This window comes from Alcaligenes faecalis (assembly GCF_005311025.1).
GTDB lineage: Bacteria > Pseudomonadota > Gammaproteobacteria > Burkholderiales > Burkholderiaceae_B > Alcaligenes > Alcaligenes phenolicus.
Genome location: NZ_CP031747.1, coordinates 1,658,760 through 1,683,233 on the forward strand (window position 1 = coordinate 1,658,760; position 24,474 = coordinate 1,683,233).

The window sequence follows — 24,474 nt, forward strand, 5'->3', positions numbered from 1 at the left end:
CCCTAAGGAGTTGCCCACGTGAGCCAGGCAGATTTTCGTGATGCCAGCGCCCCTGCCACCGTATGGCGGCAGGCGCGTACCCCAGCAGAAGCACAAGCTGACACCCTGCCCCAAGAGGATCAGGATGCGCTGGCGCGCGAACAGGCCGTGGCTCTGGAGTTCAATGGCATCAGCCATAGTGCCTTGTTATGCAGCCCCAGCGATCTGGAGGATCTGGCTTACGGATTTTCCATGACCGAGGGCATCATCCGTACCGCTGACGATATACGCGGCGTGGATGTGCTGGAAGGCGAGCGCGGCAGCCTGCTGCAAATCGAGATTGCCAGTGCTTGCCAGCATCAGCTCAAGGCGCGTCGCCGTCAGCTGGCTGGCCGTACAGGCTGTGGCCTGTGTGGACTGGAAAGTCTGGACGAGGTACGCCGACAGCTACCCCGTCTGGATGCTCCCGAGCACCGCCCCGATGCTGCCGCCATCTTCCAGGCCCTGGATGCCTTGCGCTCCAGCCAGCCCTTGCATCGTCTGACGGGCGCTACCCATGCGGCTGCCTGGTGCAATCTGCAAGGCGATATCCTGGCCGTGCGTGAGGATGTAGGTCGCCACAACGCGCTGGACAAACTGCTGGGCCACATGCTGCGCAACGATATTGATCCCCGCTCTGGCATGGTGCTGATCTCCAGCCGTGCCAGCTTCGAGATGGTCCAGAAGGCCGCTGCCATGGGCATCAACTTTGTGGTGGCCGTCTCCGCCCCCACCGCCTATGCCGTGCAGATTGCCGATGAACTGGGTGTCATGCTGGCCGCCTTCGCCCGTGACCGCAGCTTCACGCTGTACAGCCATCCCCACTATCTGAATTCTGCCGAGTCACGCTCGGCCACATCACCATGAACATTGTTCCTTTGATTCCCATGGCCAACCAGATCGGTCAGTTCTTTGAAATCCTGAGCAATCGGGAGCAAGGACTGCGCGAGATTGCGGAACATATCCAGAAATTCTGGGACCCGCGCATGCGCCGCTCCCTGCTGGATTTTGTGGAACAAAATCCCAGCGGTAAAAGCGAAGATGGCGAGCTGCTGCCTATTGTTTTGCAGGCAGTCGTGACCCATAAACAGCAACTGGAGCCACGCAGCCCATAAGACTTGCCGCAGACACAGAAAAGCCCGCCTAGGCGGGCTTTTTCTTTGGGCTGAAAAACGATTAATCGCTTTCTTTGACGCGGTACACCAGCACGGTGTTCTTGGCCATATTCAGCACCTTGATGGTCACGCTACCCAACAACAGGCGGGACAGACCACTGCGGCCGTGACTGCCGATAAAGATCAGATCGCAGCCTTCCTGCTCGGCAACCTGAACCACACCGTCGGCCACGTTGAAGTTCGATACGGATTTGCCGGTAGCCTTGACGCCAGCGGTCTCGGCACGGTCCAGAATTTGTTGCAGGTATTTCTGCGACTGTTCTTTGGCGGTCTTGTCGTAGTCCTCGTCGGTGATGGCGTAGGCAGCAGCCATACCATCAAAACCAACGGTGGCAGCAAATGGCTGCGTCACGTGCAAAGCCAGAACCTCGGCACCAATTTGGCGGGCAAAGGTCACGCCTTTGTTGGCTGCTTGGGAGGAGAGCTCGGAACCGTCAGTTGGAATCAGAATTTTCTTGAACATGGCATAACCCCTTTGAATGGAGACAGATAGCTTACCGCTGCATACCGGCACAGGACAAGCTAGTACAGACCTGAACCTTGAGCCAGGTCAGGATTCGTTCAATGCGCGGAACAATACGGCACAGCGAGTACCCGTGCGGCAGTAGGCCAAAGTCGGGCCAGGCAAGGCTTCAAGCAATTGACCAAAACGGGCAACATCAGCAGAAGTAATAGCGCTACCCACTACTGGCTGATACTCCACCTGCAAGCCTGCCGCCTGGGCGGCCTTCATCACGTCTGCCGACAAGGGCTGGTCGGGACCGCCTTCCATATCGGGACGATTGATGATGACACTTTTAAAACCGGCATCGGCCACGGCTTGCATATCCTCTCCCGATAATTGAGGGGCGACGGCCAATTGCTCGGTCAAAAACTGGTGCGGGAAGGACATAGAAACTCCTGAAATCGGGATAAACTAAATCAGTTCAAAGGAAAAATAGTATGTTCCCCCCCGATAGTACGCAAGCCCCTTTCTCTGCCTCCCTGCCGCAAGGCAATCACGCCAGTGCCTTGTTGATACGTCAGGCCACGTTGGACGATATGGCAGCGGTGCAAAACATCTATGCTTATCACGTACTGCACAGCACGGCGACCTTTGAACAAAGCCCGCCCGACGAACAGGAAATGGGTGCCCGCTATATACAAGTGCGCGAGCAAAACTTGCCCTGGCTGGTCGCGGAACTGGACGGGCAGATCGTGGGCTATGCCTACGCAGGAACGTATCGCTCCCGCCCGGCCTATCGCTTCACGATAGAAGACTCCATCTATCTGGCTCAAGGTCAGATTGGCAAAGGTCTGGGCAAAGCCTTGCTGGAACAATTGCTGCTGGAATGCGAGAAAGGCCCGTGGCGGCAAATGGTGGCCATCATCTCCGGCCATGACAGCCGGGGCTCGATTGCTCTGCACCGTTCGCTGGGCTTTGCCCATGTAGGTACTCAGCCAGCGGTAGGCTATAAATTCCAGCAGTGGATTGACGTGGTCATCATGCAGCGCAGTCTGGGTGACGGCAGCCAAAGCCAGCCAGCCCAGACGCTCTGATCTTCCTTCTCAGGCAATGCGCAGGCTGTATTGATCCAGCCATTGCTGCATCTCATCGGCAGCCAGCACCTCGTACTCTGCCTGACGTTGCAAGCCCACAGGATCGTCCTGCACGCTGCTCAAGGAGGGATGGCACATCATGCTGTCCCCGTGCTGCATCACCGCCAGCCAGGCTTTGACCAAGGCGCTGTAGCGCTCCTTGCCACCCTGAAAGTCGTATACACCGGTAAAGCTGCTATTCAAGGTGGCACCTTTGGCTCTGGCCAGACGCAACAAATCTCTGGAACCCAGCCCGGCAATAATCTGCGCCTTGAATCGGTCTTTAAACGCAAAACCCGTAGCCAGACGCTGGGCACCGGTATAGCGCAGCCAAGGCATGGAAGCCGCATAACGACGCTCCATTTCTGCCAGCAAGGCCTCGCGTATCATGGGTAGCTGATGCACGTGCTGATGCCCGTCGATATAGTCCGGGCCCTGCCCCATCACCTCTTCAAAACGATCCAGCTGGCGAGCCACGCTATCCTTGACCTTCTGATCATCCAGACGATGCAGCAGGCTGCGGATAATCACCTGCTTGAGCGGCATGGCATACACGCCCGCTTGGGAAGCAAACTCGGTAAAATTCAGGTGCAAACCTTTTTGCAGCGTGCTCTGGCGCAGTGCTGATGCATTTTGCACAAAGCTGTCCCCATCGACCAGGCAGGATGTTCCTGTCAGGCGTCGGGCCTGGGCCAATTTCAGTATGGCCTCGTCCACGGCGGGGGCCATGCCAAAATCATCCGCGCATATACTGATCTGCCTGTCCTTGGCCACTGCTCGCTCCGCTTTATGTCTCGTCAAATCATTCTGTTCATACTGGTCGGCACTTTGGCCGCCTTCACGCACTGGGGCATTGTAATCGCCCTGGTGCAAACGCTGAGCCTGTCTCCGCTGCTGGCCAATCTTTTTGGCTGGCTGATTGCGTTCCTGGTGTCCTTTGGTGGCCACTACTGGCTGACATTCCGCTCCCAGAATGCCCGCTTTCTGCCAGCTCTGACACGTTTTTTTCTGGTGTCTGCCGCTGGCTTCGCCGTCAACGAAGCCAGCTATGCGTTTTTACTGAATCATTCCGGTCTGCGCTACGACTTGCTGCTGGGCCTGATTCTTATCGGTTTGGCTGTACTGACGTTTCTGGCTGGGCGGCTTTGGGCGTTCCGCCGCACATAAGCTCGTACTCGTCGTGATCAAAGCGCCACAAGGCGATACGCTGGTCTTCGTACAGGCGCTGGGCATGGTTGAGCACCTGGCTTTGGCGCACGGCATCTGGCGAGCCGATCAGCCAGACAACCGCCTTGCTGTCCCGACATAGCTGCTGACGAAGGGTTGCCCGATCTATCAAGGTCAGCGCCCCACGTTGCGGCTCAAAGCGAGCTGCCTCCAGCAGCTCCTTGCGCCAACTATCGGTGCGCATGATTTCCGGATCATCCCAGCGTCCCATCACGCTGATGTTCTGCAGGCCCGGAACATAGAAACCCAGGTCATAACGGTAATTATTCAGAAAGACGACACGGTCACCCTTTTGGTATTCACTGGCCAGTACACGGCCCAAGGCCTGACTGTTAACCTGTGGGCGCAACATCATCGTCACCACGGCAAACGCACAAATCGCAACACAAACACCCATGCTCCAGACCGCAAAGCGCTCTACCTTTGCTTCCCCATCCCGCTGACTACGGCGAATCACCACATCCGCCAGAAAAAAAGCCCAAGGGCCAATCGCAGGCAGGACATAGCCCACCAGCTTGGACGTAGGAATGGAAAAGAAAACCAGCACAGTCAGCAATGCCGACAGCATCAAGCCTCGTACTGCTCCCAAACCGTCGGAAGCATTAGCAGAACCACGAAAGCGCTTGAACAAGAATGGCGTCCAACCCAAGGTGGCAACAGGCATCAGGGCAAAGTAGAACCAGAAAGGCTGAGGGTTGTTAAAGCCGGTTTCCAGAAAGCGCTGGAAGTGCTGATAGACGATGTAATAGTCAAAAAATCCGGGGTAGCGCGCCTGCATGGCCCACATCCAGGGCGTGGCAACCAGCAGCAAGACTCCCAGGCCTGTCACAGAAAACAGACGCAACAACGTACGCCACTGGCCTCGACCCAGCAGCCAGAACACCAAGATACCGCCGGGGATCAAAATCCCGATCAAGCCTTTTGCCAGAAAAGCCAGGCCTGCGGTGGCATACAGCCCCATCAAGGCCCAACGATAGGAGCGCCCCTGCTCCATCTGCAAGGCAGCATGACCACCCAAGAGCACACAGCTACTGATCAAGGCAGCAACCGTCATGTCCAGATTGGCGTAATGGGAAGCACCGAAAAGCAAGGGGCTGCTGACCAGAATCAAAGCCGTCCAGCCCGCATGTTGCTGGCTGGCATGACGCTTCAAGAACGCGTGCATACCGGCAATCAACAAGGCCGCCATCAAGGCAGGTACCAGACGAGCAGCCACAAAATTCACACCCAACACTTTCAGGCTCAGGGCAGTCAGCCAATAATGCAAGGGAGGTTTATGGAAAAACGGCAGGCCGTCCAGACGCGGCACCAGATAATCACCGGATTCCAGCATGGACAGGGCCACGCCGACATAGCGCCCCTCATCCGGAATCAACAAGGGGTACGCCCCCAGGGTCAGCGCAAACCACAGCAGTGCCAGCAGCCCCACGGACACACTAGAGAGCGTACCCAGGCGCTGGACGCCGCAACGTAACCAATAGGCCGGTCCACGCGCTTGTCCAAGCGGTAGCGTTGCACCGGAAGAGGAAAAGGAATTATCGATACTCATCGCTCAAAGCCAAACCAATAGGGGTAGGCAGCTACTTGTGTAGCTGTCGAAGCGATTCAGAATATCGATGTAGCGTTCAATTACAAATGAGAGCAGTTCGCCAATTAAACGATCCGGCCTGCCTTCAAAACCAGGCTTGCCTTCAGCCTTGCTGCGGGTCCTGATCGGGGGTCGCTAACTGCTTCTGGTCAGGTGCCGGTTCAGAGGCCTGAGCCAGTCCCTGCCCCCGGCGACGATGCACCAGATACAAGGGCCGGTGCTTGACCTCGGCAAAGATGCTGGCGACATACTCGCCCACCACACCCAGCGAGAGCATATTCACCCCCGCGAAAAACAGTACCACCGTAATCAAGGTTGCCCAGCCCCGAACGGCATCCCCATACAACAAGTGCTTGAAGATAATGAACAAGCCGTAGCTGAAAGACAGCATGGCCAACACTGCCCCTAACAGGCTCAACAACCGCAGTGGCCAGGTGGTGAATGCCGTCAAACCATCCACCGCAAAGCGCAATAGTTTAGTGGGGCGGAATCGGCTGACACCATGCAAGCGTTCGGCAGGCGAGTAGTAAATGGGCTCGGACGGAAAACCCACCCAGGCAAACAAGCCTTTCATAAAGCGGCTGCGCTCGGGCAAGGCCATCAAGGCATCAACGACACAGCGATCCATCAGGCGAAAATCGCCTGCATCACGCGGCACACGCAAGCCGTTAGACGTGCGCATCAGCTTGTAAAACAAACTGGTGCCCGCCCGCTTCATCCAGGTCTCGTCGTCACGGGTTTCCCGCACGGCATAGACCATTTCCAGGCCTGTAGACCAGCGCTCCAGCATAGCTTCGATCAAGGCAGGGGGATGCTGCAAATCCGCATCCATGCACACGACTACCTGCCCGCGGCTGGCCTCCAGCCCTGCCGTCAACGCTGCCTCTTTGCCAAAGTTGCGCGATAACTGCAAATAGACCAGTTGAGGGTAGGTTTGACGCAATTGCTCAATAACCAAAGGCGTTGCGTCTGTACTGCCATCGTCAACGAAAATGATTTCAAAGTCCGGAACCAGTTCGCGCAACTTTGCCACCAAAACCGGCAGCAATGCGGGCAGGTTTTCTGCTTCATTCAAACCAGGGATAACGCAAGAAAGCGTTTGGGCCTGTCGTTTTGTAATCATTATTCCTTGAGCACCGTGCTGTAACAAAACCAAGGTCTAGCCAACAAAAAGTAATCGTAGCCCGCCAGACCGCCTAGTGCAATTTACCTTCGGTGATACTTGTCTTTCTTAAAGAGCACCGTTCAAGACTTGTACAGCCCTTGCAAGCCGGCCAGACTGGCCAAACACCGCAAACGCAACATCCATACGCTGAAACGTGCAAGCAGTGTAGGAAAGCAAGCGTTGAATCAGCGTGAAATCCGGCGTGAAAATGTTCCGTTCCCAAGCGTTTTCTTTCCGGCTTGACCCCGATGAGTCATACCAATAAGATAGATAAAATATATATCTTTAAATTCAAAATATTATGGCTCTCAACCCTTTGTGTACCCGCCAGGAAATTCATGACCTGGTCTGGGACTTTTACGATCGCATCCGCATGGACGACGTCCTCGGCCCCATTTTCTCCGAGCGCATCAAGGATTGGGATACGCATCTGGGCGTAATGGAAGAGTTCTGGTCATCTCTATTGCTCAAGACCGATGGCTTCAATGGCAATCCCATGGCCAAGCATTTGTCGCTCAAGCATATTCAGGCCAGCCACTTTGAACAATGGCTACGCCTGTTCAAGGAAACCTGCCAGGAGCGTGAAAACCAGGCCATGGCCGCGCTGGCATTGGAATATGCCCAGCGCATCGCCCGCAGCTTCTGGTTTGGCTACCAGTTCCAGCACAACCCCACTCAAGTGGCCAGCGAGCTGCAACTGCCCTGATCATGCGTCTGACCAACCTTACCGACTACGCCCTGCGTCAATTGATGTATCTGGGTCAGAACGAAGACAGGCTCTGTACCATCGCGGAAATTGCCCAGTACCACCAGATTTCCCAAGCCCATCTGATGAAAGTCACCCACCTGCTCGCCAAGGGCGGGTGGATTCAGACACAGCGCGGGAAAAACGGCGGAATGCGGCTGGCCCGTGCGCCGGAAGACATCAACCTGGGCGAGCTGGTGCGCTATACCGAAACCGATCTGGCGGTGGTGGAGTGCCTGGGCAGCGGCACCCACTGCATCCTGAGCGGTCGCTGCAACCTGAGCAATATCCTTAAACAGGCGCTGGCCCAGTTCCTGAGTTATCTGGATAACTACACCTTGCGCGACATTATTGTGCCCGGCAGCAGCCCGGAACAGACGATTGCCTGGCCCACCAAGTCCATGCACTCGGCCTGATCGCAGACGGACGGATAGCAGACGGCCCCGGATTCAAAAGAATCCGGGGCCGTCTGTTTAGGGTCCGACTACCGCTTCAAGCCGGGAAAATCAGATCGCTCCGTACAGTACCAGGATGGGCACGCACAGCTTCCAGCAACCCCTGCTCGGGCACACGATCCAGGTCCGTCATGGCATAACCCAACTCGCCTTGCGTTTGCAGCTGCTGGCGGGTGATGTTGATACCGTGCTGGGCCAGAATATTGTTCAAGCCACCCATCGCGCCGGGAACGTTGCGATGAACATGCAGCAGGCGCACAGCACCCTGGATGTCGTAGTAAGACACTTCGGGGAAGTTCACCGCGCCCTTGGTAGCGCCGCTACGCAAATAGCTAACCAGTTTCTCGGCCACTTCACGGCCAATGTTTTCCTGGGATTCCTGAGTACTACCGCCAATATGCGGCGTCAGGATCACATTAGGCATACCGATCAAGGGGCTCTTCAAAGGTTCGTCCACGCTTTTCGGTTCGGTTGGGAACACGTCCAGCGCAGCACCCGCCAGATGACCGCTAAGCAAAGCCTGGTGCAAGGCATCAATATCCACCACCGTGCCGCGAGAAGCGTTGATCAGGATGGAACCGGGTTTCATGGCCGCAATCGTCTCGGCATTCATGATGTTGTGCGTGCCCTGCCCGCCTGGTACGTGCAAGGTGACCACATCGGACTCGGCCAGCATCTGCTTCAAGCTGCCATAGACACGGGCATTGCTCAGCGGCAGTTTGGATTCCACATCGTGGTAGAGCACGCGCATACCCAGCGCTTCGGCCAGAGTACCGACTTGGGAACCAATATTGCCGTAACCAATCACGCCCAAAGTCTTGCCACGGATCTCGAAAGCGCCATCGGCACTTTTGTCCCAGAAACCCTGGTGTACGCGCAGGTTCTTCTCGGGGATACGACGTAGCAACAAGATGGCCTCACCCAGCACCAGCTCGGCAACGGAGCGGGTATTGGAGAACGGCGCATTAAAGACCGGTACACCATGGTTCTGGGCTTGATCCAGATCCACCTGGTTGGTACCAATACAAAAGCATCCCAGCACTTTGAGCTGGTCTGCGTGCTCCAGCACCCGGCTGTCAAACTGGGTACGGGAACGAATTCCGACAACTTCGGCGCCTTTGACAGCGTCCAGCAGCTCCTGACCCGACAAGGCTCCCTTGTAGGTCTGAATATCGGTCAAACCCGCAGCCTCAAAAACTTCACGGGCGCTAGGATGAATGTTCTCAAACAGGACAATGCGACTCATGATGGTTCCAGTCATTGAAATAGTATCTAAATGGTACTATTTTTTTAGCCCGCCTGATCGAGCATCAACAATAACAGCAGGGGATTCTTGTCTTGAAACCAAGCAAGGCCATGAATCCACAGCCAAATACAAAAACCCAGGCCAGGAAAATAAAAAATCCAGGACCTGGGTCACTTCAAGGCGGCCTAGCTCATGAAAAGCCGCCTGAATAGCCTGCTATCAAGAACCAAATGGCACCGGACGTGGTGTGTTGTCACGCGAAGGTGGCAGAATTGGCAGCACGATTTCAGGCTGTTTGCCCGTCAGCGTTTTCAGGAACGCGACGATCTGGGCATTTTCCTCTGCAGAGAAACTGCGACCCAACTGCAGACGACCCATTGTATCCACTGCTTCAGTCAAGGTATTGACGGCACCATCGTGGAAGTAAGGGTAGGTCAGCTCGACGTTACGCAAGGTAGGAACCTTGAAGTTGAAACGGTCAGCATCCTTACCCGTCACAGCCGCACGGCCTTCAGCCGGGTTGGTGGTTTGGTACGGCTCGATCAGACCCATTTTCTGGAAGGAGGTACCGCCCAGATTAGGACCGTTGTGGCAGGCCACGCAACCACTATTCTTGAACAGTTGATAGCCAGCCAGCTCCTGATCGGTAATGGCTTTCTTGTCGCCCTTCAGCCAAAGGTCAAAGCGCGAATCGGGCGTCACCAAGGTTTCTTCAAAGGCGGCAATTGCGGAGGTGACTTCATCAATGCCGAAGTCGGCCTTGCCAAAGACTTGCTTGAACTCGGCCTTGTACTCGGGGATGGAGCTCAGGAACTCCATGGCCAGCTCGTGTGTGAACGCCATTTCCTTGGGGTTGGCAATCGGGCCACCGGCCTGCTCTTTCAGGTCGCTGGCACGGCCATCCCAGAACTGGGCCACGTTCAGGCTGGAGTTCAGGACGGTAGGCGAGTTGATGGGGCCTTCCTGCCAGCGATCCCCGATGGAGGTACGGATATTGTCCGTGCCACCCATGCTCAGGTTATGACAGGAGTTACAGGAGATGAAACCAGAACGGGACAGGCGAGGTTCAAACCACAGCTTCTTGCCCAGTTCAACGCGTGCCGGATCAGTGACAACTGCGGCGGGAATCGGCTGTACAGGCTCATTTTCCTGGGCTTGCGCGGCACTGCCGAGCAGTAGACCGGCGGCCAGAGCAGAGAGAGTGAACAGGCGTAATTTCATAACAACTTCCTTATGGGATGACAGAGCTTCCTGCCAGTGAGTGGTCCGGTTAGGACCCATAACCCTGCTGGCCTTATGGACATCGTAAGGAATGCCATTTCATTACACATTGATACATCGCAAGGAAATAATCTTTCCAGAGATGCTTAGGGAACTTTCAGAAGAAAGTGCAACTACTCCGCCACAATCCCCTATAGCGCCTTGACGAAACGCATAAAAAATGCCGCCTGCAATCAAGCAGGCGGCATCTTGGGATTGTTGCAGTTTGTGTTTTTTTACACGCCCAAATAGCGCGTCCACAAGGTGCGATCAGCCCCCAATGCTTCGGAGTTCCCCTGCCAGACCAATTTGCCACGTTCCAGAATGATGTGGTGATCCGACAAGGCCATCAGCCGCTCGACATATTTGTCGATCAGCAAGATGGTTTGCCCTTCTTCACGCAAGACGGCCAGACAGTTCCAGATTTCTTCACGCACCTTGGGCGCCAGTCCCTCGGAGGCTTCATCCAGAATCAGCAGCTTGGGGTTGGTGACCAGCGCACGGCCAATGGCCAGCATTTGCTGTTCACCGCCCGAGAGCTGGTTGCCCATATTGGACGCACGCTCACGCAAGCGCGGGAAAAAGTCATAGACACGCTCGGGCGTCCAGGTCTTGTTGGCTTTGGGGTTGCGGTTGCAGGCAAAGGCCGTCAGGTGCTCGGCCACGGTCAGGTTGGGAAAGCACTGACGCCCTTCGGGCACAATGGCAATCCCGGCACGGGCAATACGGTCCGGATTCCAGCCCGCAATGGACTGGCCGTCGAACTTCACATCGCCGCCGCGCACCGGCAACTGGCCCAGAATGGTTTTCAGCAAGGTGGTCTTGCCCATGCCATTACGGCCCAGCACAGTCACAACCTGCCCGCTACGAATGGACAGATCTACCCCGAACAGCACCTGGCTGGCGCCATAGCCGCTTTGTAATTGAGTCGTTTCAAGCATGGCTTTCCACCTTGGTTGGAACTGGCGTGTCGTCGTCGCCCAGATAAGCTTGACGCACAGCCTCGTTATCGCGGATTTCGGCAGCCGTGCCGGTAGCAATAATGTGCCCCGCCACCAGCACAGAAATCCGGTCAGCCAGACGGAAAACGGCTTCCATATCATGCTCGACCAGCAACATGGTGGCTTTGCCACGCATGGTTTCGATCAATTCAGTCAGGCGCAGCGTTTCGTCCGGCCCCATCCCGGCCATAGGCTCGTCCAGCAGCAGAACTTGCGGACGGCTGGCCAAAGCCAGGGCGAACTCCACCTTGCGCTGCTCTCCATGCGGCAACACACCGGCCTGGGTATGCAGCAAGGACGCATCAATGGCACATTCGGCGGCCAAAGCACGGGCTTGCTCGTACAGCTCGGTTTCCGCCTGACGAGCACGCCAGAAGCGGAAGCTGCTGCCACTGCATGCCTGCAAAGCCAGCACCAGGTTATCCAGGACCGTGTAGTTCTTGAAGATGTTGGTGATCTGGAACGAACGTGCCAGACCGGCAGCCACACGCTGGTGACCCGACAAGGAAGTCACATCCCGGCCACCCAGCAAGAGCTGGCCCGAATCCGGAGTCAAGGTGCCCGACAGCAAATGAATCAGGGTCGATTTACCTGCGCCGTTCGGGCCGATCAAACCATGAATTTCACCAGGCACCAGGTCCAGGGACACATCGTTGGTAGCCTGCAAAGCACCAAAGCGCTTCATCAGACCACGGGCTTGCAAAGCGGCCGAGCCGCTGCCCGCCTTGGAGGCGGTTGCTATCGTGTTCGTCATGCTTGCTCCTTGGCGGTAGTAGCGGGATCAGCGGCCGAGCGGACACGCACCAGTCCGGCCAGCCCCTTGGGTGCAAAAAACACCACCAGCAGCAACAAGATACCCAAAGGCATGTGCCAGTACTCGGTCCAGTTGCGCAGCAACTCTTCCAGCACCAACATCACGAACGCGCCCAGAGCACCGCCATACAGCAAGCCAATCCCCCCCACCAGCACCATGATGATCAGGTCAGCCGACTGGGTCCAGTTCATCAGGCTAGGCGAGACAAACAGGTTGTGGTTAGCCAGCAAGGCACCGGCCAGACCCATGATGGCGCCGCTCAAGGTGTAAGCCGTCAGGCGAATGCGGTAGACGGGGTAACCCAAGGTTGTCATGCGGCTTTCGTTTTCACGCGTGCCCATCAAGGCCTGCCCGAAACGGGCTTTAACCAGACGATTGAACAGGAACAGCACCGCCACCAGAATAGCCAGAACCAGGTAGTAAAAGCTCAGCTCATTGCTCAGATCAATCCCGGGCAAGGATGAATGGCTGTACATGTTCAGGCCGTCCTCGCCACCGTACTGGCGCAAGGAAATGAACAGATAAAAGATCATCTGGGCAAACGCCAGCGTGATCATGATGAAGTACACACCACGAGTACGCAGCGACACGGCACCGGTCAGGAAAGCCAGCAAGCCGGAGATCACCATGGCGGCAGGCCAGGCAATCAGACCACTTTGCACGCCTTCGGTAGCCAGGATACCCACGGTGTAGGCCCCTGCCCCAAAAAACGCGGCATGGCCCAGGGCCACCATCCCGCCATAACCCAGCACCAGATTCAAGGCACTGGCAGCCAGGGCATAGATGAAGATACGGCGTACAAACGAAATGTAGAACTCAAGTCCGTACATCGGTGCAATCAAGGGGAAAGCCAATAAGGCCACCAGCACCAGGGCGGAAAAAATACGCGAAGTAGACATACATTAACCTCGCGCCGGGAACAGGCCCGAAGGACGGAAAACAAGAACAACAGCCATCAGGACATAGATCGAAATGGCGGCAATCGTAGGACCGACGCTGGAAGCCACATCTGCCGGGAAAACGTTACGCAGCAACATGGGCAGGAATGCACGGCCAGCGGTATCAACCATACCCACCAGCAAGGCACCTACAAACGCGCCACGAATCGAACCAATCCCGCCAATCACGATGCAGACCAGAACCAGGATCAGAATGTCCTCGCCCATACCGATCTGAACCGCGGTAATCGGACCCAACAAGGCACCAGCCAGCGCAGCCAGAGCGGCTCCCAGAGTGAACACACCCAGGAACAGGATGGGAACGCGTACCCCCATCAGGGTGGCCATTTGTCGGTTGGAGGCACCTGCTCGCACCAGCACCCCAGCTCGTGTTTTGGTCACGAAGGCATACAGGGCCAGCGCCATCACCAGACCGACCGCAATAATCATCAGACGGAAGGCGGGATAGAGAAAGTCAGGCAAGAGTTCTACCGGCCCGGACAACAAGGCAGGCATATTCAACATAACGGGGGTTGGGCCCCAAATCATTTTGACCACATCATTGGCGATCAAAATAACGGCGTAGGTTCCCAGTACCTGAGCCAGGTGATCACGAGTGACCAGCTTGCGCAGAATGAGAATTTCCAAGGCAATACCGACCAGGGCTGTCACCGCCACCGCCACCACAATGGCGGCGGTAAAAGACCCTGTACGCTGCATGGTTTCCGCGGCCACATAGGCTCCCGCCATATAGAGGGAGCCGTGGGCCAGGTTCATGATATCCATAATGCCGAAGACCAAAGTCAGGCCCGCGGCAATCAGAAACAACATCAAACCAAACTGCAAACCATTCAGCAATTGCTCGCTAATCAGAATAAGCGACATGCTTTTACCACCTGTGAATCTTAATTAAGTTTGCATTCTTTGGCGTAGACGTCCTGGTAGGAGTCAAACACCTTGCTGACCATACGGTTCACAAGACGTCCGTCCTGATCCTTGACCACTTCACGCAAGTAATAAGCCTGCACGGGGAAGTTGTTGTTGCCGTAGGTAAATGGGCCGCGAACCGAGTTGTAGTCGGCGGCTTTCAGTGCCTTGAGCACCGCTTCGCGGTCGGACACCTTGCCATCAACCTGTTTGACGGCGGCGTCGATAGCCAGAATCACGTCATAGGCCTGAGCAGCGTAAACCGATGGATAGCGGCCGTCGTAGGCTTTGCGGAACTCTTCCACAAAGGTCTTGTTGGCAGGAACATCCAGGTCAGGCGACCACTGAGCCGTGTTCAACATGCCCAGGATAGGCTCGCCCACGGCGGGGATGATGTCCTCGTCACCCGAGAAGGCTGGGCCCAGCAACACCACATCTTTATTCAGGCCAGCGGCCACGAACTGTTTGATGAAGTTGATGCCCATGGCGCCGGGCAGGAAGAAGAACACGGCCTGGGGCTTGGCCGCACGGATCTGTGCCAGTTCAGCCGAGTAGTCAATCTGGCCCAGCTTGGTGTAGAGCTCGTCGTTGACGGGTTTGCCGTAACCACGCTTGAAGCCGTTCAGGTGATCCTTGCCGGCTGGATAATCAGGGGCAATGATGAACATTTTTTCGTAGTTGCGATCCGCAGCCACTTTACCGGCGGCCTCGTCAAAGGCATCGTTCTGGTAGGACACGCCAAAGAAGTACGGATTACAACCGGCACCGGCCAATTGGCTAGGACCCGGATTGCTGGTCAGGTAGGGCACTTTGGCCGAGAACAGAGCGGGAGCCACTGCCAGGGCTACGTTGGAACCCACGGGGCCGGTAAAGAAGTCGATCTTGTCGCGCTGCACGAAGCGATTGACCAATTGGCGGGCCTGGTCGGGATTACCGGCCATATCTTGTTGAATGAACTCGGCCGGGAAACCGCCCAGCTTGCCGTCCAGTTGTTTGATGGCCAGATTAAAGCCATCACGAACTTCACCACCAACGGCAGCGAACGGACCGGATGTGTCCATTGCCATCCCCACTTTGATGGTATCGGCATGAGCCAAAGAACCGCCAAAAGCCGCCGCCAGAGCTACGGTCAATGCAATACGTTTCATGTTATCTCCTTGCGCCACCGCGCTTATAGGCTGTCTTTAAATAAGATGCACAGCAGATCGAACTACAAATTCAACTATGCCAACCATTCATTTATAAATAGTTTAGTTATGAAACAATTTTGCTGGCAAGCTGTGGTTTTTACCTACACCCCTCAAATGCCCTGGTAATTCGACAGGAAACAAAGCCCCGTGCCAATCCCATGGACGGATAAGCACTATAACGACTGTAGGGATAGCCGTTTATGCAGGTTTTCCTTGATTTTGTTAACAATCCCGCACTAAGCGCGCTGCTAAACTGAAGGCTCGCCTCATTATTGGAGATCCCATGCGTATTTCCCATTCTCTGTGCCGCCTTGTCCTTGGCAGCGCCCTGCTCGTTCCTTTCCTGAGCAATGCACAGTCCTCGGAATCCGTTTATCTGGCTGACCTGGCCAAGTCCAACAAGCAAGTGGCCCAGCAGTATCAGAGCCTGATGCAGGACGTCGCCAAAAACGCCAGCTGGGTTAAAGATTTCGGTACGGCTTCGCCGGGCGAAACCGTGTCTCTGGATGGCCGCGACTACCAGGTTTTCCAGGGCTGCAAACCCCATGACTGCACCAGCTCCAGCTACGTAGTGCTACTGGACACCCAAAAGCAGACCATCTCCTACGGTGCTTTTGTGGAAAACAAGGAATCAGGCCCAGGTTTGGCCAGCAGCCAGATTCAATGGCTGGGCAATCCCGAATTTGATCAGATCCGCCTGATGTCACCGGCCCTGTTTTAAAAAAACAGCACTTGACCTTGCCCCCGTGGCAAGCCTTAAGCTGACTCCATTGTTTTTATCAAAGGAGTCAGCTATGTCCACCTTCTCCGTACCCGACATGACCTGCGGCCACTGTGTACGCAGCATCACTGAAGCCATTCAGGCTGTCGCCCCTCAAGCCACCGTCAGCACGGATCTGGAAAAACACCAGGTTACCGTTCAAGGTCTGGATGGCGCACAAGCCCTGAAAGTGATTGAAGAAGCGGGTTACACCCCCAGCGCCCTGTAAGCACAATGCGCCTTTCAAGGTGCCAGCGCTTCAGAGCCAATAAAAAGGCCGGTTGATACCGGCCTTTTTTTCATGCTGCTTCGTTTAGCACGCACATACCGTCAACAACTGACAGGCTCTTGTGTGGTGTCAGCCGGGTCTGTCAATATTGACCGCAAGAATCGGAGTGCTTGCGATGAAAGACCCGCGTATTCTGGCTTCGTAATTGATGATGTCAGGATCCCTGCCCTATGACTACGAACTCTGCTTACAAAACCGACGATCAGCGCTGGGCGGCTGTGCAGGCGCGAGACCGCGCTGCCGATGGCCAGTTCGTCTATGCGGTGCGTACCACAGGCGTGTACTGCCAACCCAGCTCAACAACACGGTTGCCCAAGCGCGAGAATGTCGAATTTTTCGATTCGCCCCAGAGCGCTGAAGCAGCAGGCTATCGTTATAGCCGTAGGACACATGGCTCTCAAACCAGCGCCGCAGCCGAACGGGCCGCCATCGTGGCTCGTGCCTGCCGCCTGATCGAAACTTCGGAGACGCCGCCCTCGCTGGACACGCTGGCAGCCGCGGTGGGCAAAAGCCCCTTCCATTTTCATCGGCTGTTCAAAGCCGAAACAGGTCTGACGCCCAAGGCATACAGCTCGGCCTATCGTGCTCGCAGACTGCGCGAGGAACTGAGCAGTCCGGATACGACCATCACCAATGCGATCTACGACAGCGGATTCAACTCCAACAGCCGATTCTACGAAGCCTCTGAACAGCTGTTAGGCATGCGTGCACGGGACTACCGGGCTGGAGGGGCCGGTGCTGTCATCCGTTTCGCTGTAGGTCAGTGCTCTCTAGGAGCGATTCTGGTAGCCCAAAGCCAACGCGGCATCTGCGCCATCTTGCTGGGCGACGATCCCGATCAACTGGTTCGTGACCTGCAAGATCAGTTTCCCAAAGCCGAAATCATCGGCTGCGACGGGGACTTCGAGCAATTGATCGCTCAAGTCGTGGGCTTCATCGAAACGCCCTCTATTGGATTGCACCTGCCACTGGATGTACAAGGAACGGCCTTCCAGGAACGAGTCTGGCGCGCGCTCTGTGAGATCCCGCCAGGCGTCACCGTCAGCTACACCGACATCGCCGAACGCATAGGCTCGCCCAAAGCTGTGCGTGCCGTGGCCCAGGCTTGCGCCAACAACCACATCGCCGTAGCCATCCCATGCCACCGCGTCGTACGCCGGGATGGCGATCTGGCCGGTTACCGCTGGGGGGTAGACCGAAAACGTGAACTGCTACGCCGCGAAGTACAAGACTGATAGTCGGCTACCTGCCCCATCATCAAGAACGGGTTTTGAAGGCAAGAAACGGAGTTCCCCGTCAGGCCAGGACACATACGATGTGAGCTCCCAATAGAAATACAGGAGATTTCACTCATGGCTTTGCTTGATGGAAAAGTTGCCCTTGTTACCGGCGCATCCTCTGGTATTGGACGCGCCATCGCATTGATGTTTGCTGAGCAGGGAGCGGCGCTTGTTCTTACGGCAAGGCGTGGCTCATTGCTTGAGGCCGTCGCCAAGGATATCCGGCAGTCTGGCGGCCGTGCCGAGTTTGTGGCGGGGGACATTACGCAGGCTGAAACCCATGAGCAACTGATCGAAGCCGCGAACAGCAGATTCGGTGGGCTGGATATTGCGATCAATAACGCCGGTATTGTCGGTGCCCTCAAGCCGCTGGCCGAGATGTCACTGGAAGAATGGCAAACAACACTGGATACCAATCTTGAGGCAGCCTTTCTGGGTGCCCGTAGCCAGATTCCAGCCATGCTCCATCGCGGTGGCGGCTCGATTGTGTTCACCTCGAGCTTTGTGGGCACCAGTGTCGGCCTACCCGGGATGAGCGCTTATGGTGCCGCCAAAGCGGCACTCATGGGACTGGTCAAAGGCATCACGGCGGACTATGCGGCGCAAGGAATACGAGCTAACGCTCTATTGCCTGGCGGAACTGACACAGACATTGCCGGGGATCAGAGCACCAAGGATTGGGCGGCGGGGCTGCACGCCATGAAGCGAATCGCCCAACCTGAAGAAATTGCGTCCGCAGCGCTCTTTCTGGCCAGCTCCATGTCCAGTTTTGTGACCGGCTCCGCCTTGTTCGCGGATGGAGGCAATGCGGCCGTGAAGTGACAATGCGGTGCTTCCTGATAGCTGATGAAGCACCACACTGATAACAGGCAAATACTGAGGCTTGTTAGCCCAGTTGCCCTAACACCGGGAATGTCTTGAGCACCCAGATAGCAAACCGCGCCAGCTCGCCGGTTGCCATGGCCCAACCCATCACAATCAGCACCAGACCCGCCCCCCAGCGCACATAGCGCCCGATCTTCCTGATCTGGGTCATGCGCTGCAAGAAGGGGGTCAGGAAGCAGGCGGCCAGGATGAAAGGTACGCCCAGACCCAAAGCGTAGACGGACAACAGGATACTGGCCTTGCCCGCACTGGCCGTGCTGGCTCCCATCATCAAAATGCCCGCCAGAATCGGGCCGATGCAGGGAGTCCAGCCAAAGCCGAACGCCAGCCCCATTACCGTTGCCCCGCCAGGGCCTGCCGCTTTGCCGGATTCAAAGCGATAGTAGCGTTGCAGACTCAAGGGCATGCGCAGCACCCCCATCACACTAAAGCCCGCCAAAGCCACCATGACACCTGCCGCCACATTCAACTCATAGCGATAGGCCATCAACAGCTGACCAAGGTAAGAGAGGCTGGCTCCCAAGGCGATAAAAACCAGCGAAAAGCCAGCCACAAAACAAACGCTGCGGCCCAGTAGCTGGCTGCGCTTGACCTGCGTATACACCTGCCCGTCCCCGGCCAGATAAGACAGATAGCCGGGAACCAAGGGCAAGACGCAGGGGGAGAGAAACGAAGCCATCCCCGCCAGAAACGCCGTTATCAGGGCGATCAGGCCCAAATCCAAAGACACTATTTCCATATCAAGGGGCCGTGGCAGGTTCCGCTGCAGGGGCGGCCGGCATACGCATACGTTCGCGCGCCAGTTGCAAGCCCTGGTTCACGACCTTGGCGGTTTCCGAATCGGGTGGAAACTGCGCCAGCAAACGCTGCCAGTAGTCGATCGCAGCCGGATACTCCTCTTTATGCAAAGCGGCAGCGCCGGCCAGCATCAAGCCCAATGGCTCTTCGGGATACAGCTCCAGCGATCGCTTGACCAAACGACCCGGCAAACCGTCCAAGGTATCGACACCGGCCAGCAGCATGGATTCCGCATACTCAGCCAATGCCGTCGGGTCTCCATCCACCACGGCCATGGCCTTGGCATACGCCTGTGTCGCTTCCTGATGGCGGCCGTAATAGCGATGTGAACGGGCCATCATCAACCAGGCGCCCGGATCGTCCGGGTTTTCTTTCAGACGCTGCTCCAGACGGGCCACCATGGCCTCAATATCCACGGGCTGTGCGTTGGCTTGCTGCTGCACGGCGGCAGGATCGAGCATGGCCGGATTGCCCAGATAAAAGTACAAGGCGATAGCCGCGACCGGAATGCTGACCATCAAGGTCCAGGCCAGCTTCGGTGCGCCTGCTTGCTGCACAGATTCCGTTTTCAGCCCTTCGTTTTCTTCCAGCACACGCTGGCGCAAATCCATCTGCGCCTGTTCAAAGTCCTGGGCAGACAAGACACCGGCCTGCTTGTCCCGTTCGATTTCCTTGAGCTGCTCACGCAAAATCGCCAGATTGGCCTGCTTGTGTTCAACCACACGCTGCACGGCGGGCTTGCGCTTGACGCTCAACATCAAATACACCGCGCACAGCAGCACCAGTAGCGCGGCCACAATATAAAAAACAATAGTCACGATTGTTCATCCCGAGAAGAGCCCTGCAAGAGAGCATCGGCTTGACGACGTTGTTCCTCGGTCAAGGCCGTGTCATCACCCGCGCGGCGTCGACGGCGCAGCGTAAAGGCATAGACCAGAAAGCCAGTCAGCAATAACAGAGCTGGCCCGAACCAGAGCAGCAAGGTGGTGGATTTAAAGGGCGGGCGATACAAAATGAAGTCGCCATAGCGATCCACCATATACGTGCGAATCTGATCGGGGCTGCGCCCCTGCCCCAACTGCTCCATGATCTGCTGACGCAAGTCCACCGCCAGCTCGGCACGCGATGCCGCAATGGATTCGTTCTGGCACACCAGACAACGCAGCTCGGCCGCAATTTCCAGCATCACCGATTCCTGGGCGCCCTGTTCCCCCGACTGGGCCTGCGCCGCCGGCACCAGAAACCACACACTGGCCATCAAGGCCACCATCCATTGACGCATCATCATGGCTGCTGCTCCAAACGACGGATCAAAGGCAACAAGGTTTCCTCCATGGATTCACGCGACACGGGGCCTATGTGCTTGAAGCGCACAATGCCCTGCTTGTCGATCACAAAGGTTTCCGGCACACCGTACACACCGAAATCAATGCCCACACGACCGTCCCTGTCCATGACAGAGACTTCATAAGAATTGCCATTGCGTAGCAGCCACTCGCGGCTTTCTTCAGGTACGTCCTTGTAGTTCAAGCCCACAATCGGCACCTTGTGCTTGGTGGACAGCTCTTTGATGAAAGCATGTTCGGTCAGGCACGGGTAGCACCACGAGGCCCACACGTTCAGCAACCAGACGCGTCCCTTCATTTGCTCACCCGAAAAACTGGCTTCGGGATTGTGCAATTGAGGCAGGCTGAACGCCGGAGCCGGTTTATCGACCAAGGGCGAAGGCACTTCGCTGGGCTTCAAGGTCAAACCAATGCCCAGAAATACCAGCAACAGTACAAAACCGATCAAGGGAACAGTAAAACGGTTCATGCCTGCACCTGCGTATTCATGGCTTTGTTTTGCACAGCGGCACGGGTTTGCTTGGCGCGATAACGTCGATCACTGATTGCCAGCGCACCGCCCAAGGCCATCAGCAAACAACCCAGCCAGATAAAGTCCACCAGAGGCTTGTAGTACAGACGAACACTCCAACCGCCCTGATCAAAGTTGTCGCCCAGCGCCACGTAAATATGACGCAAACCATTGGCGTTAATGGCCGATTCCGTCATGGGCAAGGCCGAGGACAGATAGGTGCGCTTTTCCGGATACAAGGTGGACACCACCTTGCCATCCTGCAGCAGTTCTACCGTGCCGCGTTCGGCCGAATAGTTCGGGCCCGGCACAATACGCACGCCCTGGAAGCGCGCGTCATACGCGCCCACCTGCGCCGTCTGACCGGGTTGCAACAAGACATCGGTTTCTGTCTCGTAGTGGCTGACCATGGTCACCCCCAGGACAAAGACAGCGACCCCGATGTGGGCCAGGTGCTGACCCAGCCAACTGCGTGGTTGCGAGAACACGCCGGAACGCGTGGCGCGCACACGCTTGACCACATCAAACAAGCTGCCCAAAACAATCCACATGGCCAAACCCGCGCCCAAGGCGGCGGTGCCCTGCCACTGGCCGTACAACAAAGGAATGGCTGCACCCAGCACGATACTGAACACGATCACCAGGGCCAGTTGGCGCACCATATCCATCATGCTGGCACGCTTCCAATTCGCCATGACGCCAAACACGATCAGAACCAGAGCCGGGATCATCAAAGGCACAAACACCTTGTTGAAATAAGGTGGCCCCACGGAGATTTTGCCCAGGCCCAGCGTATCCATAATCAGGGGATACAAGGTGCCCAACAGCACCGTGCCCGTCACCACTACCAGCAAAACGTTGTTGACCAGCAGCAAGGACTCACGCGACACCACGGCAAACTGCCCACCTGCTCCGACACGCGGTGCGCGCCAGGCAAACAGGATCAGGGAGCTGCCCACAATGACGGCGAACAGACTCAGAATGAACACACCTCGGGCCGGATCTGTAGCAAACGCGTGTACTGAGGTCAGCACGCCGGAGCGCACCAGGAAAGCGCCCAAAATGGACAGCGAGAAGGTGCTGATTGCCAGCAACACGGTCCAGTTCTTGAAGCTGCCACGTTTCTCCGTGACCGCCAACGAGTGAATCAGGGCGGTACCCGCCAACCACGGCACAAACGAGGAGTTCTCTACCGGGTCCCAGAACCACCAGCCGCCCCAACCCAGCTCGTAATAGGCCCACCAGCTACCTACGGCAATACCCAAGGTCAGAAAAAGCCAGGCCGAGGTTGTCCAGGGACGCGACCAACGTGCCCAACTGGCGTCCAGACGGCCTGCCAGCAAAGCGGCAATCGCAAAAGCAAAGGCCACCGAAAAGCCCACATAGCCCATATACAGCAAGGGAGGGTGAACAATCAGGCCAATATCCTGCAAGAGCGTATTCAGATCCAGGCCTTCAGCCGGAACCGGGAACATGCGCTCAAAGGGGTTGGAGCTAACCAACACAAACAGCAGAAAACCGGCGGTAATCAGACCCAATACACCCAGCACACGGGCCAGCATGGCTTCCGGCAAGGAACGCGAATAAATGCTGACAGCAAAGGCCCAACCCGTTTGCATGAACATCCAGAGCAGCAGCGAGCCCTCATGCCCGCCCCACACAGCAGCAATCCGGTAGAACAAAGGCAGTTTGGTGCTGGAGTTCTGCGCCACATAGGCAACAGAGAAATCAAAGCTCACAAAGGACCAGGCCAGACACAGCAAGCTGAAGGCCACCAAACCGAATTGCCAGCGGGCTGCGGGACGTGCAAAAGCCATCCAGGCCAAATTGCCACGCCAGGCACCATACAAGGACACAATGCCTTGGGCCAGCGCCAGTACAAAAGTCAGAATCAGGGCAAAGTGTCCAAGCTCCGGGATCATGGCTGGGCTCCTTGTTTCGCGCGCTCGGCCTGCTCCATGGCATGCATGGCCTCGGGCGGCATGTAGTTTTCATCGTGCTTGGCCAGCACTTCTTCCGCCACAAAATGGCCCTGCTCGTTCAAGCGACCTTGAGCCACCACGCCTTTCCCCTCTTGAAACAGGTCCGGCAAAATTCCCGTATAGCTGACAGGCACCTGGGCCGCGCCGTCTGTCACCACAAAGTTCACGGCCATGCCTTGGGCGCCACCACGGCGAATGCTGTCCATCTGCACAATGCCGCCCACCCGGAAGGTCCGGTTTTCAGGGCTTTGCCCCTGGCTGACTTCAGTAGGGGTAAAAAAGAACACCAGGCTGCTTTGGAAGGCATTGAGGATCAGGGCGGTTGCCGCCCCCAGCACGATCAATGCGCCCAGAATCAGGACCAGACGATTTTGTCGCTTAGTCATGGCGCTGGTCCCCCAGGGCGCGCTCGTCACGTACCCGCTGCCAGGCCCGTGCCCGCCCTGCCCGGACGCTGAGCACTTCACCCAGCATCAACACGGTACAGGCCAGCACCGAGCCCCACACATACACGGCATAGCCGCCCATAGCGAAAAAATCGCCCACACTCGACCAATGCATCATCAGCCCTCCGTCAAGTTGCGAACCCAGGCGGTATGCGCCTCACGTTCAAGAATCAAATTGCGCACCCGGTACAGTGCGATAGCAATGCTGTAGCACCACATGGCCAGACTCATCAGCAACATGCCTGTCAGCATGACGGTGGCCATGGATGGCGAGCTGGTCAGCGATACCGAAGCCCCCTGATGCAAGGTGTTCCACCACTGCACCGAGAAATAGATAACGGGCACATTCACCACCCCGACCAAGGCCAGGATGGAAGCGGCTTTGTCCGCCCGGCGCGGGTCGTCGATGGCACCACGCAAGCCCATGAAACCCATGTACAGGAACAGCAGCAACAATTCGGAGGTCAGACGGGCATCCCAGACCCACCAGGCGCCCCACATAGGCTTGCCCCACAGGGCTCCGGTGACCAGGGACAAGACCGTACAGATCGCCCCGGTCGGGGCCAGCGCGGCTGCCATCATGGCGGCGGTACGACTATTGAAAACCAGGCAGATCAAGGACCAGAAACCCATGGCCAGATAGATCAGCATGGACATCCAGGACACGGGCACATGCAGGAAAATGATGCGGTAGCCTTCGCCTTGCTGGGCATCAGTCGGGGCCAAAAAGAAGCCTACATAAGCGCCGACCAGAAACAGCAGAAAGGCCAGGATGGCAGCCCACGGGATAATGCGTCCGGCCAGAACATAGAAGTTTTGAGGAGCGGCGTAGCGATACAGAAAGTTCATG

Annotated in this window: 30 protein-coding genes; 10 read left to right on the forward strand and 20 right to left on the reverse strand. The window is 56.8% G+C overall.

Going from position 1 to position 24,474, the window contains the following annotated elements; all coding sequences use genetic code 11:
• Positions 1–18 precede the first annotated feature (18 nt).
• Entirely contained in the window at positions 19–885 is an 867-nt protein-coding gene (gene fdhD / locus D0C27_RS07515) for a formate dehydrogenase accessory sulfurtransferase FdhD (RefSeq protein ID WP_026485082.1), read from the forward strand.
• Positions 882–1,133 (forward strand): formate dehydrogenase subunit delta, encoded by a 252-nt coding sequence (locus tag D0C27_RS07520; RefSeq protein ID WP_137430702.1) that lies wholly within the window; start codon positions 882–884, stop codon positions 1,131–1,133. The genes fdhD and D0C27_RS07520 overlap by 4 nt, the downstream gene beginning before the upstream one ends.
• A 61-nt stretch (positions 1,134–1,194) precedes the next feature.
• Here the strand turns inward: D0C27_RS07520 and D0C27_RS07525 are convergent, their stop codons facing one another.
• Both D0C27_RS07525 and D0C27_RS07530 read right to left on the reverse strand, forming a co-directional pair.
• The gene (locus tag D0C27_RS07525) at positions 1,195–1,656 is read right to left on the reverse strand and encodes a universal stress protein (RefSeq protein ID WP_035271213.1); all 462 of its coding nucleotides are present in this window, start codon (positions 1,654–1,656) and stop codon (positions 1,195–1,197) included.
• An 87-nt stretch (positions 1,657–1,743) separates the two neighbouring features.
• Positions 1,744–2,085 carry a TIGR01244 family sulfur transferase gene (locus D0C27_RS07530; RefSeq protein ID WP_009463890.1) on the reverse strand — a complete coding sequence of 114 codons (342 nt, stop codon included), beginning with the start codon at positions 2,083–2,085 and terminating at the stop codon, positions 1,744–1,746.
• Positions 2,086–2,135: 50 nt separating this feature from the next.
• Between D0C27_RS07530 and D0C27_RS07535 the strand changes: the two genes are divergently transcribed.
• Complete coding sequence (locus tag D0C27_RS07535) at positions 2,136–2,732, forward strand: GNAT family N-acetyltransferase (RefSeq protein WP_052159350.1); 597 nt, start codon at positions 2,136–2,138, stop codon at positions 2,730–2,732.
• A 9-nt stretch (positions 2,733–2,741) separates the two neighbouring features.
• On the opposite strand, the gene D0C27_RS07540 is transcribed toward D0C27_RS07535, so the two are convergent.
• Entirely contained in the window at positions 2,742–3,500 is a 759-nt protein-coding gene (locus D0C27_RS07540; RefSeq protein ID WP_240688331.1) for a ChbG/HpnK family deacetylase, read from the reverse strand.
• Positions 3,501–3,560: 60 nt separating this feature from the next.
• Here D0C27_RS07540 and D0C27_RS07545 point away from each other — a divergent pair, with 60 nt between their 5' ends.
• On the forward strand, positions 3,561–3,938 hold the full coding sequence (locus D0C27_RS07545) for a GtrA family protein (protein ID WP_022983235.1): 378 nt from the start codon (positions 3,561–3,563) through the stop codon (positions 3,936–3,938).
• Here the strand turns inward: D0C27_RS07545 and D0C27_RS07550 are convergent.
• Positions 3,877–5,547 carry an ArnT family glycosyltransferase gene (locus D0C27_RS07550; RefSeq protein ID WP_240688332.1) on the reverse strand — a complete coding sequence of 557 codons (1,671 nt, stop codon included), beginning with the start codon at positions 5,545–5,547 and terminating at the stop codon, positions 3,877–3,879. The genes D0C27_RS07545 and D0C27_RS07550 overlap by 62 nt on opposite strands.
• 142 nt (positions 5,548–5,689) lie before the next feature.
• A complete protein-coding gene (locus tag D0C27_RS07555) occupies positions 5,690–6,709 on the reverse strand; it encodes a glycosyltransferase family 2 protein (protein ID WP_060186300.1) in 1,020 nt (339 codons plus the stop codon).
• Positions 6,710–7,052: 343 nt separating this feature from the next.
• Here D0C27_RS07555 and D0C27_RS07560 point away from each other — a divergent pair, with 343 nt between their 5' ends.
• Positions 7,053–7,457, forward strand: coding sequence for a group III truncated hemoglobin (locus D0C27_RS07560; RefSeq protein ID WP_009463895.1), 405 nt, complete (start codon positions 7,053–7,055; stop codon positions 7,455–7,457).
• Positions 7,458–7,459: 2 nt separating this feature from the next.
• Positions 7,460–7,912, forward strand: a complete 453-nt coding sequence (locus D0C27_RS07565; protein ID WP_035271217.1) for an RrF2 family transcriptional regulator — start codon at positions 7,460–7,462, stop codon at positions 7,910–7,912.
• 76 nt (positions 7,913–7,988) lie between these two features.
• On the opposite strand, the gene serA is transcribed toward D0C27_RS07565, so the two are convergent.
• From serA to D0C27_RS07600, 7 genes are all read right to left on the reverse strand, one after another.
• On the reverse strand, positions 7,989–9,197 hold the full coding sequence (gene serA / locus D0C27_RS07570) for a phosphoglycerate dehydrogenase (RefSeq protein ID WP_035271218.1): 1,209 nt from the start codon (positions 9,195–9,197) through the stop codon (positions 7,989–7,991).
• Between the two features lie 219 nt (positions 9,198–9,416).
• Entirely contained in the window at positions 9,417–10,418 is a 1,002-nt protein-coding gene (locus tag D0C27_RS07575; protein ID WP_009462237.1) for a cytochrome-c peroxidase, read from the reverse strand.
• Positions 10,419–10,693: 275 nt separating this feature from the next.
• A complete protein-coding gene (locus D0C27_RS07580) occupies positions 10,694–11,398 on the reverse strand; it encodes an ABC transporter ATP-binding protein (RefSeq protein WP_009462239.1) in 705 nt (234 codons plus the stop codon).
• The gene (locus D0C27_RS07585) at positions 11,391–12,212 is read right to left on the reverse strand and encodes an ABC transporter ATP-binding protein (protein WP_009462241.1); all 822 of its coding nucleotides are present in this window, start codon (positions 12,210–12,212) and stop codon (positions 11,391–11,393) included. Before D0C27_RS07585 ends, D0C27_RS07580 begins: the two co-directional genes overlap by 8 nt.
• Positions 12,209–13,171: a branched-chain amino acid ABC transporter permease gene (locus D0C27_RS07590; protein ID WP_009462243.1), complete on the reverse strand. Its 963-nt coding sequence runs from the start codon at positions 13,169–13,171 to the stop codon at positions 12,209–12,211. Before D0C27_RS07590 ends, D0C27_RS07585 begins: the two co-directional genes overlap by 4 nt.
• A gap of 3 nt (positions 13,172–13,174) precedes the next feature.
• Complete coding sequence (locus D0C27_RS07595; RefSeq protein WP_022983237.1) at positions 13,175–14,095, reverse strand: branched-chain amino acid ABC transporter permease; 921 nt, start codon at positions 14,093–14,095, stop codon at positions 13,175–13,177.
• A gap of 20 nt (positions 14,096–14,115) precedes the next feature.
• Positions 14,116–15,285: an ABC transporter substrate-binding protein gene (locus D0C27_RS07600; RefSeq protein WP_009462245.1), complete on the reverse strand. Its 1,170-nt coding sequence runs from the start codon at positions 15,283–15,285 to the stop codon at positions 14,116–14,118.
• A 325-nt stretch (positions 15,286–15,610) separates the two neighbouring features.
• On the opposite strand from D0C27_RS07600, the gene D0C27_RS07605 reads away from it, so the two are divergent.
• The 4 genes from D0C27_RS07605 (at position 15,611) to D0C27_RS07620 (ending at position 18,478) form a co-directional block, all read left to right on the forward strand.
• On the forward strand, positions 15,611–16,048 hold the full coding sequence (locus D0C27_RS07605; protein ID WP_137430704.1) for an Ivy family c-type lysozyme inhibitor: 438 nt from the start codon (positions 15,611–15,613) through the stop codon (positions 16,046–16,048).
• Between the two features lie 73 nt (positions 16,049–16,121).
• Positions 16,122–16,316, forward strand: a complete 195-nt coding sequence (locus D0C27_RS07610; RefSeq protein WP_022983238.1) for a heavy-metal-associated domain-containing protein — start codon at positions 16,122–16,124, stop codon at positions 16,314–16,316.
• Positions 16,317–16,546: 230 nt separating this feature from the next.
• Complete coding sequence (gene ada / locus D0C27_RS07615; RefSeq protein WP_137430705.1) at positions 16,547–17,611, forward strand: bifunctional DNA-binding transcriptional regulator/O6-methylguanine-DNA methyltransferase Ada; 1,065 nt, start codon at positions 16,547–16,549, stop codon at positions 17,609–17,611.
• Between the two features lie 117 nt (positions 17,612–17,728).
• Positions 17,729–18,478, forward strand: coding sequence for an SDR family oxidoreductase (locus D0C27_RS07620; RefSeq protein ID WP_137430706.1), 750 nt, complete (start codon positions 17,729–17,731; stop codon positions 18,476–18,478).
• 64 nt (positions 18,479–18,542) lie between these two features.
• Here D0C27_RS07620 and D0C27_RS07625 read toward each other — a convergent pair whose 3' ends face one another.
• Genes D0C27_RS07625 through ccmC form a run of 8 tightly spaced genes read right to left on the reverse strand, consistent with a single transcriptional unit; the run spans position 18,543 to position 24,473 of the window.
• On the reverse strand, positions 18,543–19,280 hold the full coding sequence (locus tag D0C27_RS07625) for a cytochrome c biogenesis CcdA family protein (RefSeq protein ID WP_170978553.1): 738 nt from the start codon (positions 19,278–19,280) through the stop codon (positions 18,543–18,545).
• Between the two features lies 1 nt (position 19,281).
• Positions 19,282–20,157 (reverse strand): c-type cytochrome biogenesis protein CcmI, encoded by an 876-nt coding sequence (gene ccmI, locus D0C27_RS07630; protein ID WP_022983240.1) that lies wholly within the window; start codon positions 20,155–20,157, stop codon positions 19,282–19,284.
• Positions 20,154–20,627, reverse strand: a complete 474-nt coding sequence (locus D0C27_RS07635; RefSeq protein ID WP_009462259.1) for a cytochrome c-type biogenesis protein — start codon at positions 20,625–20,627, stop codon at positions 20,154–20,156. Before D0C27_RS07635 ends, ccmI begins: the two co-directional genes overlap by 4 nt.
• The gene (locus tag D0C27_RS07640; RefSeq protein WP_009462261.1) at positions 20,624–21,154 is read right to left on the reverse strand and encodes a DsbE family thiol:disulfide interchange protein; all 531 of its coding nucleotides are present in this window, start codon (positions 21,152–21,154) and stop codon (positions 20,624–20,626) included. Before D0C27_RS07640 ends, D0C27_RS07635 begins: the two co-directional genes overlap by 4 nt.
• A complete protein-coding gene (locus tag D0C27_RS07645) occupies positions 21,151–23,118 on the reverse strand; it encodes a heme lyase CcmF/NrfE family subunit (protein WP_137430707.1) in 1,968 nt (655 codons plus the stop codon). Before D0C27_RS07645 ends, D0C27_RS07640 begins: the two co-directional genes overlap by 4 nt.
• A complete protein-coding gene (gene ccmE, locus D0C27_RS07650; protein WP_022983242.1) occupies positions 23,115–23,564 on the reverse strand; it encodes a cytochrome c maturation protein CcmE in 450 nt (149 codons plus the stop codon). The genes D0C27_RS07645 and ccmE overlap by 4 nt, the downstream gene beginning before the upstream one ends.
• Entirely contained in the window at positions 23,557–23,742 is a 186-nt protein-coding gene (ccmD, locus tag D0C27_RS07655; protein WP_080655600.1) for a heme exporter protein CcmD, read from the reverse strand. Before ccmD ends, ccmE begins: the two co-directional genes overlap by 8 nt.
• Positions 23,742–24,473, reverse strand: coding sequence for a heme ABC transporter permease CcmC (ccmC, locus tag D0C27_RS07660; protein ID WP_083054157.1), 732 nt, complete (start codon positions 24,471–24,473; stop codon positions 23,742–23,744). The genes ccmD and ccmC overlap by 1 nt, the downstream gene beginning before the upstream one ends.
• Position 24,474 lies beyond the last annotated feature (1 nt).

Coding starts and splice junctions, on each gene's coding strand:
- D0C27_RS07520 (WP_137430702.1), top strand. CDS start 882: ATGAACATTGTTCCTTTGATTCCCATGGCCAACCAGATCGGTCAGTTC.
- D0C27_RS07525 (WP_035271213.1), bottom strand. CDS start 1,656: ATGTTCAAGAAAATTCTGATTCCAACTGACGGTTCCGAGCTCTCCTCC.
- D0C27_RS07530 (WP_009463890.1), bottom strand. CDS start 2,085: ATGTCCTTCCCGCACCAGTTTTTGACCGAGCAATTGGCCGTCGCCCCT.
- D0C27_RS07535 (WP_052159350.1), top strand. CDS start 2,136: ATGTTCCCCCCCGATAGTACGCAAGCCCCTTTCTCTGCCTCCCTGCCG.
- D0C27_RS07540 (WP_240688331.1), bottom strand. CDS start 3,500: ATGGCCCCCGCCGTGGACGAGGCCATACTGAAATTGGCCCAGGCCCGA.
- D0C27_RS07545 (WP_022983235.1), top strand. CDS start 3,561: ATGTCTCGTCAAATCATTCTGTTCATACTGGTCGGCACTTTGGCCGCC.
- D0C27_RS07550 (WP_240688332.1), bottom strand. CDS start 5,547: ATGAGTATCGATAATTCCTTTTCCTCTTCCGGTGCAACGCTACCGCTT.
- D0C27_RS07555 (WP_060186300.1), bottom strand. CDS start 6,709: ATGATTACAAAACGACAGGCCCAAACGCTTTCTTGCGTTATCCCTGGT.
- D0C27_RS07560 (WP_009463895.1), top strand. CDS start 7,053: ATGGCTCTCAACCCTTTGTGTACCCGCCAGGAAATTCATGACCTGGTC.
- D0C27_RS07565 (WP_035271217.1), top strand. CDS start 7,460: ATGCGTCTGACCAACCTTACCGACTACGCCCTGCGTCAATTGATGTAT.
- serA (WP_035271218.1), bottom strand. CDS start 9,197: ATGAGTCGCATTGTCCTGTTTGAGAACATTCATCCTAGCGCCCGTGAA.
- D0C27_RS07575 (WP_009462237.1), bottom strand. CDS start 10,418: ATGAAATTACGCCTGTTCACTCTCTCTGCTCTGGCCGCCGGTCTACTG.
- D0C27_RS07580 (WP_009462239.1), bottom strand. CDS start 11,398: ATGCTTGAAACGACTCAATTACAAAGCGGCTATGGCGCCAGCCAGGTG.
- D0C27_RS07585 (WP_009462241.1), bottom strand. CDS start 12,212: ATGACGAACACGATAGCAACCGCCTCCAAGGCGGGCAGCGGCTCGGCC.
- D0C27_RS07590 (WP_009462243.1), bottom strand. CDS start 13,171: ATGTCTACTTCGCGTATTTTTTCCGCCCTGGTGCTGGTGGCCTTATTG.
- D0C27_RS07595 (WP_022983237.1), bottom strand. CDS start 14,095: ATGTCGCTTATTCTGATTAGCGAGCAATTGCTGAATGGTTTGCAGTTT.
- D0C27_RS07600 (WP_009462245.1), bottom strand. CDS start 15,285: ATGAAACGTATTGCATTGACCGTAGCTCTGGCGGCGGCTTTTGGCGGT.
- D0C27_RS07605 (WP_137430704.1), top strand. CDS start 15,611: ATGCGTATTTCCCATTCTCTGTGCCGCCTTGTCCTTGGCAGCGCCCTG.
- D0C27_RS07610 (WP_022983238.1), top strand. CDS start 16,122: ATGTCCACCTTCTCCGTACCCGACATGACCTGCGGCCACTGTGTACGC.
- ada (WP_137430705.1), top strand. CDS start 16,547: ATGACTACGAACTCTGCTTACAAAACCGACGATCAGCGCTGGGCGGCT.
- D0C27_RS07620 (WP_137430706.1), top strand. CDS start 17,729: ATGGCTTTGCTTGATGGAAAAGTTGCCCTTGTTACCGGCGCATCCTCT.
- D0C27_RS07625 (WP_170978553.1), bottom strand. CDS start 19,280: ATGGAAATAGTGTCTTTGGATTTGGGCCTGATCGCCCTGATAACGGCG.
- D0C27_RS07635 (WP_009462259.1), bottom strand. CDS start 20,627: ATGATGATGCGTCAATGGATGGTGGCCTTGATGGCCAGTGTGTGGTTT.
- D0C27_RS07640 (WP_009462261.1), bottom strand. CDS start 21,154: ATGAACCGTTTTACTGTTCCCTTGATCGGTTTTGTACTGTTGCTGGTA.
- D0C27_RS07645 (WP_137430707.1), bottom strand. CDS start 23,118: ATGATCCCGGAGCTTGGACACTTTGCCCTGATTCTGACTTTTGTACTG.
- ccmE (WP_022983242.1), bottom strand. CDS start 23,564: ATGACTAAGCGACAAAATCGTCTGGTCCTGATTCTGGGCGCATTGATC.
- ccmD (WP_080655600.1), bottom strand. CDS start 23,742: ATGATGCATTGGTCGAGTGTGGGCGATTTTTTCGCTATGGGCGGCTAT.
- ccmC (WP_083054157.1), bottom strand. CDS start 24,473: ATGAACTTTCTGTATCGCTACGCCGCTCCTCAAAACTTCTATGTTCTG.